The sequence below is a fragment of the Nocardioides sp. P5_C9_2 genome, from assembly GCF_054049555.1.
On sequence record NZ_JBFUMD010000047.1, the window covers coordinates 1 to 12,761 of the forward strand.

Annotated in this window: 12 protein-coding genes; 6 read left to right on the forward strand and 6 right to left on the reverse strand. The window is 72.3% G+C overall.

Going from position 1 to position 12,761, the window contains the following annotated elements; translation table 11 throughout:
• Positions 1–56: 56 nt before the first annotated feature.
• Positions 57–1,712: an FAD-dependent oxidoreductase gene (locus tag ACXJKL_RS04180; RefSeq protein WP_457205796.1), complete on the reverse strand. Its 1,656-nt coding sequence runs from the start codon at positions 1,710–1,712 to the stop codon at positions 57–59.
• Positions 1,713–1,775: 63 nt separating this feature from the next.
• Here ACXJKL_RS04180 and truA point away from each other — a divergent pair, with 63 nt between their 5' ends.
• Complete coding sequence (gene truA, locus ACXJKL_RS04185; protein WP_457205797.1) at positions 1,776–2,612, forward strand: tRNA pseudouridine(38-40) synthase TruA; 837 nt, start codon at positions 1,776–1,778, stop codon at positions 2,610–2,612.
• Positions 2,605–3,204 carry a class I SAM-dependent methyltransferase gene (locus ACXJKL_RS04190; protein ID WP_457205798.1) on the forward strand — a complete coding sequence of 200 codons (600 nt, stop codon included), beginning with the start codon at positions 2,605–2,607 and terminating at the stop codon, positions 3,202–3,204. Before truA ends, ACXJKL_RS04190 begins: the two co-directional genes overlap by 8 nt.
• An 18-nt stretch (positions 3,205–3,222) precedes the next feature.
• Here the strand turns inward: ACXJKL_RS04190 and ACXJKL_RS04195 are convergent, their stop codons facing one another.
• The 4 genes from ACXJKL_RS04195 to ACXJKL_RS04210 all read right to left on the reverse strand — a co-directional run bounded on the left by ACXJKL_RS04195 (position 3,223) and on the right by ACXJKL_RS04210 (position 6,790).
• Complete coding sequence (locus ACXJKL_RS04195; protein WP_457205799.1) at positions 3,223–3,504, reverse strand: hypothetical protein; 282 nt, start codon at positions 3,502–3,504, stop codon at positions 3,223–3,225.
• Between the two features lie 180 nt (positions 3,505–3,684).
• Positions 3,685–5,139: an HNH endonuclease signature motif containing protein gene (locus ACXJKL_RS04200; RefSeq protein ID WP_457205800.1), complete on the reverse strand. Its 1,455-nt coding sequence runs from the start codon at positions 5,137–5,139 to the stop codon at positions 3,685–3,687.
• Positions 5,140–5,358: 219 nt separating this feature from the next.
• Positions 5,359–6,033: an isochorismatase family protein gene (locus tag ACXJKL_RS04205; RefSeq protein ID WP_457205801.1), complete on the reverse strand. Its 675-nt coding sequence runs from the start codon at positions 6,031–6,033 to the stop codon at positions 5,359–5,361.
• Positions 6,034–6,049: 16 nt separating this feature from the next.
• Positions 6,050–6,790 carry a sortase domain-containing protein gene (locus ACXJKL_RS04210; RefSeq protein WP_457205802.1) on the reverse strand — a complete coding sequence of 247 codons (741 nt, stop codon included), beginning with the start codon at positions 6,788–6,790 and terminating at the stop codon, positions 6,050–6,052.
• Between the two features lie 60 nt (positions 6,791–6,850).
• Between ACXJKL_RS04210 and mgrA the strand changes: the two genes are divergently transcribed.
• From mgrA to ACXJKL_RS04225, 3 genes are read left to right on the forward strand one after another with little or no spacing between them, the layout of a single operon-like run.
• Positions 6,851–7,894 (forward strand): L-glyceraldehyde 3-phosphate reductase, encoded by a 1,044-nt coding sequence (gene mgrA / locus ACXJKL_RS04215; RefSeq protein ID WP_457205803.1) that lies wholly within the window; start codon positions 6,851–6,853, stop codon positions 7,892–7,894.
• Positions 7,870–9,267, forward strand: coding sequence for an FAD-dependent oxidoreductase (locus ACXJKL_RS04220; RefSeq protein WP_457205804.1), 1,398 nt, complete (start codon positions 7,870–7,872; stop codon positions 9,265–9,267). Before mgrA ends, ACXJKL_RS04220 begins: the two co-directional genes overlap by 25 nt.
• A 40-nt stretch (positions 9,268–9,307) precedes the next feature.
• Positions 9,308–10,042 (forward strand): N-acetyltransferase, encoded by a 735-nt coding sequence (locus ACXJKL_RS04225; RefSeq protein WP_457205805.1) that lies wholly within the window; start codon positions 9,308–9,310, stop codon positions 10,040–10,042.
• A gap of 3 nt (positions 10,043–10,045) precedes the next feature.
• Here ACXJKL_RS04225 and ACXJKL_RS04230 read toward each other — a convergent pair whose 3' ends face one another.
• Positions 10,046–11,305, reverse strand: coding sequence for an Nramp family divalent metal transporter (locus ACXJKL_RS04230; RefSeq protein ID WP_457205806.1), 1,260 nt, complete (start codon positions 11,303–11,305; stop codon positions 10,046–10,048).
• Between the two features lie 97 nt (positions 11,306–11,402).
• Between ACXJKL_RS04230 and ACXJKL_RS04235 the strand changes: the two genes are divergently transcribed.
• Positions 11,403–12,761, forward strand: a 1,359-nt coding sequence (locus tag ACXJKL_RS04235) for an ATP-binding cassette domain-containing protein (protein ID WP_457205807.1), incomplete at its 3' end; no start/stop codon positions are given.

Here is a 12,761-nt window from a genome sequence, read left to right on the forward strand (position 1 = left end):
CGGTAGATCCGCGCATGGAGGGTTGTCAACCGTTTCATTGAATACGCTGACGGGTGTCAGGCCAGCCAGTCGTGCACGAGCGACACCACCGACGCGCCCTCCCCGGAGGCCGAGGCCACTCGCTTCATCGACCCGGCGCGGATGTCGCCGGCGGCGAAGATCCCCGGGACCGTCGTCGCCAGGTTGGCCGGCGGCAGGCCGCCGACCCAAGCCTCGCTGGGGACGTCGCGCCCGGTCAGCACGAAGCCGCGCTGGTCACGGGCGACCTCGTCGGGCAGCCACTCGCACTGCGGGTCGGCGCCGAGCAGGAGGAACAGGCCGCGCACCTCACGGCGGTGGCGGTCGCCGCTCGTGACGTCCTCGACGTCCACCCACTCCAGACGTCCCTCGCCGCCGCCGTCGACGACGCGGGCGCTGCCGAGGACCTCGATGCGCGGGTTGTAGCCGATCTCGCGGACGAGGTAGTGCGACATGGTCGCCGACAGGTCGGGGCGACGGACCATGATCGTGACCGAGCGGGCGAAGCGGGCCAGGTGCACGGCCGCCTGCCCGGCGCTGTTGCCGCCCCCGACCACGATCACGTCGGCGCCCTCCATCTCCCGCGACGCGGTCATCGCGGCGCCGTAGTGGACGCCGTACCCGACCAGCCCGTCCAGGGACTCGATGCCGATCCGCCGGTAGGTGACGCCGGTGGAGATCACCACGGCGCGGGCGTGCACGTCGCCTCCCTCGGTCCGCACGACGTGCGGGCGCCCGTCCGTGCCCGGCTCGAGGGAGGTGACCGGCCAGCCGGTGAAGAAGCGGGTGCCGAAGCGGATCGCCTGGTTGCGGGCGCGCTGGGCCAGCCGCATGCCCGAGATCCCGCGGGGGAACCCGAGGTAGTTGCGGATCATCGAGCTGGTGCCGGCCTGGCCGCCGATGGCCTCGCCCTCCACCGTGACCGTGGACAGGCCCTCGCTGGCGCCGTACACGCTGGCCGCCAGACCCGCGGGTCCGGCCCCGATCACCACGAGATCCACGACCTGGTCGACCTCGATGTCGTCGGGACGTCCGTAGAGGGTGACCGCGAGGTCGCGGGTGCTCGTGGGCACGAAGGGTGCCGTCGAGCTGAAGACCTCCACCAGGGGCCACCGTCCGTCGTCGACCACGCGACGGGAGAGCACGTCGCGACCCTCCTCGCTGTCGGGGTGGAACACGCCGCACGGCAGGCCGACCCGCTCGAGGTAGTCGCGCAGCTGGAGGGTGAGGATGTCGTGCTCGGGCGTGACGATGCGCACCGTCACGACCTCGGGCACGGCGACGGTGGCGGCCCAGTCGTTGAGCAGGTCGATGACCGCCGTGTGGAACTCCTCGTCCCGCACCCCGCGCGGCATCAGCAGGAAGGCGTCGTACTTGCCCGTCGCCTGGCCGGGGCGCAGGGCCTCCGCGTCACGGCGGAAGTTCTCCCAGTGCGCCACGACGACGCGACGCGCGGTGGGGACGATCTGGCGGATCTTGGCGATCGCCGGATAGAGCTCCATATCGGGCAGCTCCGACTCGAGGACGAACAGTGCGACCTGACCGCCCGCGTCGATGACGTCGACCGCGTGGTGCTTGCCCTCGGCGGCGGACGCGGCGAGGCGCACGTCGTACTCGCGTGCGTAGYGGGAGAACTGCTCCTCCAGGACGTCGAGGTGCGCGCCGGAGACGAGGATGATCGCGGGGTTGCTCACCCGTCGAGTATGGCGGCCCGGGGCACACGGGGGAGGCCCTCGAGAGCCGCCTAGGATCGTCGGGTGCGCATCCGGCTCGACCTGTCCTACGACGGGACCGACTTCAGGGGCTGGGCGACCCAGCCGTCGCTGCGGACGGTGCAGGCGACGCTCGAGGACGCGCTGGCGACGGTGTTCCGGCTGCCCGTCGTGCGGGTCGTGTGTGCCGGACGCACCGACACCGGCGTCCACGCACGGGGGCAGGTCGTCCACCTGGACGTGTCACCCGAGGACCTGGCGCGCGCGGCCGGGAGGTCCGCGGAGCCGCCGCCTGCGGCTCTCGTGCGTCGCCTGAACGGCCTGCTGCCCGCGGATGTCCGGGTCCATCGTGGGTCCGTGGCGCCGGAGGGCTTCGATGCCCGCTTCTCCGCGACCTGGCGTCGCTACGCCTACCGGGTGGCCGACGACCCCGTCCTGGTCGACCCCCTGCTGCGCTCGCACGTGCTGGCCTGGCCGCGCTCGCTCGACCTCGACGCGATGAACGGTGCCGCCGCCTCGCTGATCGGGCTCCGCGACTTCGGGTCGTTCTGCAAGCGGCGCGAGGGCGCGACCACCGTCCGTACCCTGACGGAGCTGTCGTGGAGCCGCGACGAGACCGGCATCGCGGTGGCCCGGGTGGTCGCCGACGCCTTCTGCCACAGCATGGTGCGCTCGCTCGTCGGCTGCCTGCTCGCCGTGGGGGACGGGCGCAAGCCGCCGGAGTGGGCGGCCGAGCTGATGGTCGCGCGCCGACGCGACCCCGCACTGACCGTCATGCACGCACACGGGCTGACGCTGGAGGAGGTCGGTTACCCCCAGGGCGCCGAGCTCGCCGCGCAGGCCGAGCGGGCCCGCAACACCAGGGAGGCCATCGATGACTGAGGAGCACTACTTCTCCGCGGACCCCACCGCGCCGTTCGAGCGGGAGACGTTCACGGCGTCCGTGTGGGGCCACGAGCTGGAGCTGACCAGCGGCGCGGGGGTGTTCAGCCGGGGACACCTCGACCATGCGACCGCGGTGCTGTTCCGCGAGCTCGAGCCGCCGGTCGCGGGTCGCTTCCTGGACCTGGGCTGCGGGTACGGCGTCATCGGGCTCGGCATCGCCGCGGCGGTGCCGCTGTCGTCGGTGATCGGGCTGGAGGTCAACGAACGGGCGATCCTGCTCGCCAACGAGAACGCCGCAGCGCTCGGCGTGGAGGGCCACTTCGTCGCCTGCCGGGCCGCTGACGTGCCATCGGACATGCAGTTCGACGAGATCTGGTCCAACCCGCCGATCCGGATCGGCAAGGAGGCGCTGCACGAGCTGCTGCTCACGTGGCTGCCCCGCCTCGCCCCCGGCGGGCGTGCCGTGATGGTGGTCGGCAAGAACCTGGGCGCTGACTCGCTCCAGCGGTGGCTCGGGGAGCAGGGCTACCCGACGACACGCCTCGCGTCCGTCAAGGGATTCCGGGTGCTGGAGTCGCGGCGGGTCTGAGCCCGCCGCCGCTCCGGCTCAGGACTCGATCTGCTCGATGATCGAGTCGACGTCGGTGTCGGAGAAGAGCGGCAGGATCACCATCGTCCAGTCCGAGCGCTTCTCGTCCAGCGCGCTGGCGAGGTCCCACGCCGCCTGGGCGCCCATGGGCCCGAGGCGGACCACGTCGCCGGCCTCCTCATCGTCGAAGTCCGTGTCGACCTCGACCATCCAGGTGTCCGACCAGTCGGTCGCGAAGTCTTCGAACGCGGCGTCCTTGTCGTCCGGGGTGTCCTCGGAGACGGGGAAGATGAGGCCCATGTGAGTTCCGTTCGTGTGAGGTGGAGCGGACGGGGTCATCGTGGCACGTGGGCGAAGCCGCTGGTACGCCGCGGGTTTGCGGTCCCATGCATCTCCGCTGCGGCCGCGCCGGTTGCGCCTTCGTCCGGACGTGCCGGTGGCCCCGCCGGTGTCGCTGGGGCGGGGTGTGGGGCGGGGTCGCTACTGGTCGGGCGGGTGGGCGCGCAGGGACTGGAGGGTCTGGAGGGTCTGGAGGTCGGGGAGGTCGGGGAGCTCGATGAGCCGCCCGGTGAGGTGGCCGGGCTGGTCGGGTTGGGGCCAGGCGCGTCCAGTCGCGGTGCTGCCGGTGTGGTCACGGCGGTAGGTGTGACCCAGCGGGCTGGTCCAGTCGAAGACCCCGGGCTCGGTCATCTCATACCTCCACCGGGCGTGGGTCTTGAGCCGGTGGTGCAGCCGGCACAGGGCGGCGAGGTTGTCGGTGGACGTCGGGCCGCCGTCCTCGCGGTGGTCGTGGTCGTAGGGGACCACATGGTCGAGGTCGCAGTGTCGGGCGTTGCGGCCACACCACGGGAACACGCACGTCCCGTCCCGGACGATGACGTGCTCGCGGATCTTCTCGGTGGGCTGGTAGCCCTGGCACTCCAGGCGCTCGCGCAGGTCGATCACGGGCTTCACGACCACGSSCACGTCGGGGCGACCGCACCAGATGCGGAGCTGCTCCACCGACACCAACCGCTGGCCGGCCTGCTCGAGCCGCGCGACCAACRCCTCACCGCCGGACGGCACCGTCTGGGCGTGGCGGGTGATCGCGTCGGCGGACAGGTGCGCGTAGAGGACGACCTGGGTGACCGGCGCAGCAGCACGAGACGGGACAGGCGTGGCCTCGGCGTCAGCTGGATTGTCGTCGAAACCGATGGTGAGCTGATGACGCGCGAGGTCGCCCAGCGCGGTGGCCCGGCGTCCGTCGACGGTGTCGGTCGACCCCAGCTTCGCGAGGTGCTCGGCCCCGCTCTTCACCGCCGCGGCCAGGGCAAGGGCGTCGGGGATCTCCAGGGCCGCCTCCAGGCCCATGGTGCCGTCGTAGGAGACCTGCTGGAGGTCGAAGGTGACGTGCCGCTTGTCCGCCGACTTCGCCAATGCCTCGGCGACGGCGTCGGGCATGTGCCGGACCCGGGCCTCCTGCACCACCCGGTCCAGGGCCGCGGGGGTGAGCCGGGAGGCGCACCAGAACACCTGCTCATCGACGTACGTCGCGGCCTGCAGCGTCAGCTCCAGCGTGGAGTCGGCGATCAGCCGGGCGCGCCAGCCGGCCACGAGGCCGGCCTGCACGGCACCCCACAACCTGGGGAGCCGGTAGGCGACCTCCACGCACGCGGTCAGGAACCGGCCCGCGCTGTCGTTGGTGCGTCCCAGCATCGTCGCGAACTCCGGGACGCAGAACTCATCGATCATCGGCGATCCCTCGCCGGCGAACGTCTTCGGCGACTGGAAGCACGCCTGGGCGAACTCCGGGTCCGCGAGGTGCAGATCGGCCCAGTGCAACCCCAGCCGCATCATCTCGACGTCCGCCCGATCGGCTGCCTGCTTGTGCTCACGGACCGCGCGCAACAGCCCGGCCGGGGTCTCCGGCAGAGCGGGTGCGGTGGTCTCGGGCATGGGTCCATTCCAGCAGGGACCACCGACAACGAACCCCTCCGCAGAGCGGTTCTGACCGGATGGTGGACACCACTTTCCGGCGACTCCGGCGGGCCAGATTTCGACCGCGACGCAAGTGCCCGCTCGGCGCGAGCCAGCGCTACGCAAGTGCCCGGTCGGCGCCTCCCAGCGCTACGCAAGTGCCCGGTCGACGCCTCCCAGCGCGACGCAACTGCCCGGTCAGTGCCCGCGGATGAGGTTGACGACCTCGTCGGTGGGACGCACGTCGCCGAACGAGCGGTAGACGACGTGGAGGGCCGCGTTGTGGTCCTGATCGCGCATCGCGGCGCAACCGTCGGCGACCAGGATGACGCGGAGGCCGAGGGTGGCCGCGTCGCGGACGCTGCCCTCGACGCACACGTTGGTGACGGTGCCGGTCACGACCACGGTGTCGATCCCGCGATCGGCCAGCAGCCCGGCCAAAGGGCTGCGGCCGGGGAAGAAGGCACTGTGCGCCGTCTTCTCGACGACCAGGTCTTCGTCGGCGACCGCGAGCGCGGGCCACAGACGCTCGGCGGGCGTCCCCGCGCCACCGGAGCGGGCGTAGAGCTCGGCGATCTCGTCGCCCAGGTGCTCGCGATCGCGCGCAGTGGGGTCGCTGTGACCCGGGACGACCCAGGCCACCACCCCGCCCGCGGCGCGGAGCTCGTCGGCGAGCAGGTTGATCTGGGGGACGATGCCGCGGCAGTACGCCGAGGGCTCGACGAAGAAGGCGACCATGTCGACGACCACCAAGGCCGTCCGGGTCGGGTCGAGGGACTCGAAGGCATGCCGACGACCGCGGCGCTGCTCGTGGCGGCGGTACTCGCGCTCCTCGATGTGCCAGTCGTGGACGGCGATGTCGGTGCTGGGCATGAGCGGAGGGTAGGGGTCAGGCGGGACGGGTGGCGACCAGGACGCCGATCTTGTCGATCCGGTGCTCGGGGTTGTCGAACTCGTCCGCCCAGTAGTTCCCGGCCGCGTGGTCCTCGAGGGTCGCGCAGGTGGACAGCGTGATCATCGGACGGGTTGCCTCCACGCCGGGCCGGCCGGGAACGGGGGCGCGCTGGGCGGCCAGCGAGGACCGGGACCGGAACGACGTCCAGCGGGTGCGGCGTACCTCGTAGACGTGCACGGTGTCGCCGACCCGCACGAGCACCCGGCTGCCGCGCGGCAGCGAGGGCAGGTAGCGGAACGGCTGGGTGGAGGAGAGGCGGTGCCCGGTGATGACGTGGTTGCCGACGGCCCCGGCCGCGACACCGCCGCCGGAGCCACGCGGGGACGCGAGCGAGCCGCCGTTCTGGATGTCCGTGCCGGCCGCGTCGTCGGGCGACCCGCGGTAGCGCACCACCGGGAAGTCCCGCAGCCCCAGCCGTGGCACGGTGAGGAAGGCCCGGCGCGGCTCCCCGGCCGGCGGCACGGACTCCGGCTCGGACTCCGCGGTGGCCGAGGGGGTGACGTACGGCGACACCCACGGTGGCGGCGGAGCAGGGGAGTCCCGGGTGGGAGAGGGGCGCGGCTCCGGCGACGACTCCGTGGGGTCGGGCGTCGGGGGTGCGGCCCAGGGCGAGGAGCACCCGGAGAGCAGCGCGCCGCCGAGCACGATCGCGGCCACCCGTCGTACCCCTGCCATCCCTCCACGCTAGAGCGGCGCCGCAACTGCGGCCGCCCCAGCACCTGCGAGAGTGGCTCCATGACGTACGAAGCAGCCGAGGACCGCTACGACTCGATGGGCTACCGCTCCACGGGGCGCAGCGGGCTCAAGCTCCCCGCGCTCAGCCTGGGCCTGTGGCAGAACTTCGGGACCGACCGCCCCGAGGAGATCCAGCGGGCGATCCTGCGCCGGGCCTTCGACCGGGGCGTGACGCACTTCGACCTGGCCAACAACTACGGTCCGCCCTACGGGCGCGCCGAGGAGAACTTCGGGCGCTACCTGCGCGACGACTTCGCGCCCTACCGCGACGAGCTCGTCATCTCGACCAAGGCCGGCTACGACATGTGGCCTGGCCCCTACGGCCAGGGCGGCGGCAGCCGCAAGTACGTCCTGGCCAGCCTCGACCAGTCCCTGGCGCGGCTCGGGCTGGACTACGTCGACATCTTCTACAGCCATCGGTTCGACGCCGAGACGCCCGTCGAGGAGACGATGGCGGCGCTCGACACCGCCGTCCGCAGCGGCCGCGCGCTGTACGCCGGGATCTCGTCGTACTCCGCCGACAAGACGCGCGAGGCGGCRGCCGTCGCCCGTGAGCTCGGCACCCCGCTCCTCATCCATCAGCCGTCGTACTCGATGCTCAACCGCTGGATCGAGGCGCCCCACGCCGGCGGGCAGAGCCTCCTCGACGAGCTCGAGGAGCAGGGGATGGGCTGCATCGTCTTCACCGCGCTCGCCCAGGGGCTGCTCACGGACCGGTACCTCGACGGCGTCCCGCAGGACAGTCGCGCGGCCCGCGACGACAGCACGCTGGCCGGTCTGGAGCACGAGGTGCTCGAGCGGGTGCGTGCCCTGGACGGCATCGCGCGGCAGCGCGGGCAGAAGCTGGCCCAGCTCGCCCTCCAGTGGGCGCTGCGCGACCCGCGCGTGACCAGCGCGGTGATCGGGGCCAGCAGCGTGGCGCAGCTCGACACCAACCTCGACGCCCTCGACGGTCCGCCGCTGACCGACGACGAGCTGGCCGCGATCGACCGGCACGCCGTGGATGCCGGCATCAACCTGTGGGCGAAGCAGACCGAGGAATGAGCGGCGCCGTCACCCGGGTCGTGGTGGTCGGGGCCGACGCGGCCGGCATGTCGGCGGCCCACCAGGCGTTGCGCACCGCCCGGCGCACCGGTCGCGAGCTCGCGATCACCGTCCTCGAGCGCAGCAGCCACACGTCGTACTCCGCGTGCGGCATCCCGTACTGGATGGCCGGAGAGGTGGGTTCCGCCGACGAGCTCGTCGCCCGGACCGCCGAGCAGCACCGTGATGCCGGCATCGACCTGCGCCTCGGCACCGAGGTCGTCGCCGTCGACACCGCCGGGCGCACGGTCACCACGGCCGTCGGCGACACCCTGGAGTACGACGAGCTGGTGGTCGCCACCGGCGCCCCGGCGATCGTGCCGGACTGGGCGCTGCGACCCGACGGCACGCCGTACGACATGGTCGGGCCGGTCAAGACGCTCGACGACGGGGCCGCGTGGCTGGACCGCTTCGAGCGGGCGGGCGACGGGGCGCACGTGGTCGTCGTCGGGGCCGGCTACATCGGCGTGGAGGTCGCGGAGGCGGCCCTGCGTCGCGGGCTCGGGGTGACCGTGGTGACCCGCGGGCGGGGACTGGCGCTGCTCGAGGACGAGATGTCCGAGCGGGTGGACGTGGCGCTGTGCGACGCCGGCGCCGAGGTCGTGCTCGGCGTCGAGGTGAGCGGCCTGGAGCTCGAGGGCGAGCGCGTCACCGGCGTGCGCTGGGAGGGCGGCGGCCGCGACGCCGACCTCGTCGTGCTGGCCATCGGGGTGCGGCCGGGCACCGCCTTCCTGGACGGATCGGGTCTCGAGCGCTCCGACAACGGCGCCCTGCGCCCGGACCCGCACGGCCGCGTGGCCGACGGGGTGTGGGCCGCCGGCGACTGCTGCGAGGTGCGCCGCCGCATCGACGACCGCTGGGTCTTCAGGCCCCTGGGCACGCACGCCACCAAGCACGGACGCGCGCTCGGCGACAGCCTCGCCGGCGGGACGCTGGCCTTCCAGGGGATCGTGGACACCTCGATCACCCGGTTCGCCGCGGACGGGCAGTACCTCGAGATCGCCCGGACGGGCCTGGGCCGTGCGGAGGCCGAGGAGGCCGGTCACGACCCCGTCATCCTGGTGACCGAGGGGACCACCGCCACCGGCTACATGCCCGAGGCGGATCCGATCGCCCTGTGGGTGATGGCCGACCGGGTCACCCGCCGGCTGCTCGGCGTGCAGGTCGTGGGCGGACGCGGGGCAGGCAAGCGCGTCGACACCGCCGCCGCGGTGCTGTGGGCGGGCGGCACCGTCGACGACCTCGCGTGGATGGACCTGGCCTACGCCCCGCCGTTCTCCTCGACGTGGGACGTCCTGCAGATCGCGGCCCGCCGCGTCGCCGAGCGCACCTGAGTCCAGCCACATCGGTTGCCCACCCGGCGAGGATGGAGCCATGGACCTCGAGATCGTGACCCTGGCCGAGCGCCCCGCCCTCATGGACGTCTTCTGGGACCTCGAGACCTCGTGGCCCGAGTTCATGAAGCACGACCCGATCGGCAACGGCTACTACGCGTCGCTGGAGGAGTTCGCCGAGTTCGTGCTGGTCTGCCTCGACCAGGACGGCGTGATGGTGGCCAAGGCGCACTCGGTGCCCTTCCGGCTCGACGGCGACGAGCTGCCGGAGGCGGGCTGGGACGCCGCGATCCGCAGCGGCCTGCTCACCCGGTTGTGGAAGGAGGAGCCGAACGCCGTCTCCGCCGTCGAGATCGCCGTCCGACCGGACCTCCAGGGCACCGGCCTCTCCGGTGRCATCGTGGCGGCCCTGCGCGACAACGCCGGCCGCCTCGGCTTCTCCGAGCTCCTCGCCCCGGTGCGGCCCAACGGCAAGGCCGACGTCCACGAGCCGATGGCCCACTACGCCTCCCGCACCCGGGAGGACGGCCTGCCCGTCGACCCGTGGCTGCGCGTCCACGTGCGCGCCGGGGGCCGCATCGACAGCGTCGCGCCCCGCTCGATGGTCATCCCCGGCACGGTCGCGGAGTGGCGGGAGTGGACCGGGCTTCCCTTCGACCGCACCGGCGCGGTGGAGGTGCCCGGCGCCCTCGCGCCGGTGCTGTGCGACGCCGAGCACGGCACGGCGGTCTACGTGGAGCCCAACGTCTGGGTGAGGCACCCCACCGGCGCCTGACGGCTAGGCCCCCGCGACGGCCTTGCGCACCTCGTTGACGCACAAGGCGACGAAGGCCAGCGCGATGATCGCCATCAGCACGTTGGAGTGCAGCTTGTTGCGCCACTCGGCCGGCGTGCGGTCGGTGTTGAGCAGCCACAGCAGCGTGACGGCCAGGAACGGCATGAAGAACGCGCCCAGCACGCCGTACGCCAGGATCAGCCAGACCGGCTTGCCGAGGAAGAGCATCGCCATCGGCGGGAAGGTCAGCCACAGGATGTAGGCCTTGTACCACGTGCCGCCGGCGCGGGCGTCCGCGTCGTCGCTGTGCCCGCCGCGCACGTTGGTCATGAAGTCGGCGAACATCAGGCTCACGCCGTTCCAGACGCCGACCAGCGAGGACATCGCGGCGGCCCAGAAGCCGACGAGGAAGACCTTGCCGGCCCACTGGCCGTAGCGGTCCTGGAGCACGACGCCCAGGTCGAGGAGACCCGCGTCGCCGCTCTCGATCGCGACGCTGGTGGAGTAGAGCAGCTCGGCGCCGACGACGAGGGTGGCGAGCACGAAGATGCCGGTCACGACGTAGGCGACCGTGTTGTCGATGCGCATGACGCGCATGTACGCCGGGGTGGCCCAGCCCTTCTCGCGCAGCCAGTAGCCGTACGCCGCGAGGGTGATGGTGCCGCCGACGCCGCCGGCCAGGGCCAGGGTGTTGACGAGACCGCCGTCGGGGATGCGGGGGGCGAGACCGGTCAGGAGCTCGGGGATGTTGGGCGTGGTCAGCAGCGCGGCGCCGACCATGGTGACGAACATGAGCCCGACCAGGGCGGCGAGCACCTTCTCGAAGACGCTGTAGCGGCCGGACCACACCAGGGCCAGGCCGATCAGGCCGGAGATGATGCCCCACCACGTCACCGACAGGGCCCCGGTGAGTCCCGCGAGCGCCAGGCCGGTCCCGGCCATCGCGGCGGCGCCGTACACGAAGCCCCAGATGACGATGTAGGGCGCGAAGTACCACGTCGTCCAGATGCCGAGCGAGCGCCAGCCCTCGAAGATGGTGCGTCCCGTGGCGAGGGAGTAGCGGCCCGCCCCCTCGACCAGCACGATCTTCATCAGGCACCCCACGACCACGCACCACAGCAGCGTGTAACCGAACTTCTGCCCGGCGATGAGGGTGGCGACGAGGTCGGCCGCACCGACGCCGGTGGCGGCGACGACGAGGCCGGGGCCGATGATGCGCCACTTCGGGACGGAGGACGTGGACTGCTCGCTCTGGACGGACATGCCCCACACCCTAAGGTGGTCCAGACCACTTCCGAAACGCCGCCCGCCGGATTTTAACGCGTGGTCCCCGGCGCGGGCGTAGCGGACAATGAGCCCCGTGGGACATGTGGATGTGTCGGGAGTGCGCTACGAGCTGCCCGACGGACGAGTACTGCTGGACGAGGTCTCCTTCCGGGTCGGCGACGGCGCGAAGGTCGCCCTCGTCGGCGCCAACGGTGCCGGCAAGACGACACTGCTGCGGATCGTGACCGGTGACCTGGTCCCGCACGCGGGCGCGGTCACGCGCTCCGGAGGGCTCGGCGTGATGCGCCAGTTCGTCGGTCACGGTGGGATCGACGAGACCGTCGCGGACCTGCTGCTCAGCGTCGCGCCGCCCCGTGTGCAGGCCGCCGCCCGCGCGGTCGACGAGTGCGAGCTCGCGCTCATGGAGACCGACGACGAGGCGACGCAGATGCGCTACGCCGAGGCGTTGTCGGAGTACGCCGACGCCGGCGGCTACGACCTCGAGGTCACGTGGGACACGTGCACCGTCGCCTCCATGGGCCTGGCCTTCGACCGGGCGAAGCACCGCTCGCTGTCGACCCTGTCCGGCGGCGAGCAGAAGCGACTCGTCCTGGAGTACCTGCTGCGCGGTCCCGACGAGGTGCTGCTGCTCGACGAGCCCGACAACTACCTCGACGTGCCCGGCAAGATCTGGCTCGAGCAGCGGATCCGCGAGTCGGCCAAGACCATCCTGTTCATCAGCCACGACCGCGAGCTGCTCGCCAACACCGCGACCCGCATCGTCACCGTCGAGCTCGGTGCCGCCGGCAACCTGGTGTGGACGCACCCCGGCGGCTTCACGAGCTACCACGAGGCCCGCGAGGACCGGTTCCTCCGCTTCGAGGAGCAGCGCCGCCGYTGGGACGAGGAGCACGCCAAGATCAAGGCGCTCGTGCTGCGGCTCAAGATCAAGTCCGAGTACAACGACGGCATGTCCTCGCAGTACCGCGCCGCCCAGACGCGGCTGCGCAAGTTCGAGGAGGCCGGCCCACCGATGGAGCAGCCCCGCGAGCAGCAGGTGACGATGCGCCTCAAGGGTGGCCGCACCGGCAAGCGTGCGGTCGTGTGCACCGACCTCGAGCTCACCGGGCTGATGAGGCCCTTCGACCTCGAGGTCTGGTACGGCGAGCGGGTCGCCGTCCTCGGCTCCAACGGCTCCGGCAAGTCGCACTTCCTGCGGCTGCTCGCGGCCGGCGGCAGCGACCCCGACGTCGAGCACCGCCCCGTGGGCGAGCCGCCCGCACCGGTGCCGCACACGGGCAAGGCCAAGCTGGGGGCCCGGGTGCGCCCCGGGTGGTTCGTGCAGACCCACGACCACCCCGAGCTGCGCGGCAGGACCCTGCTGGAGATCCTGCACCGCGGCGACGGGCAGAGCGCCGGGCAGGGGAGGGCGGGCATGGGGCGCGAGCAGGCC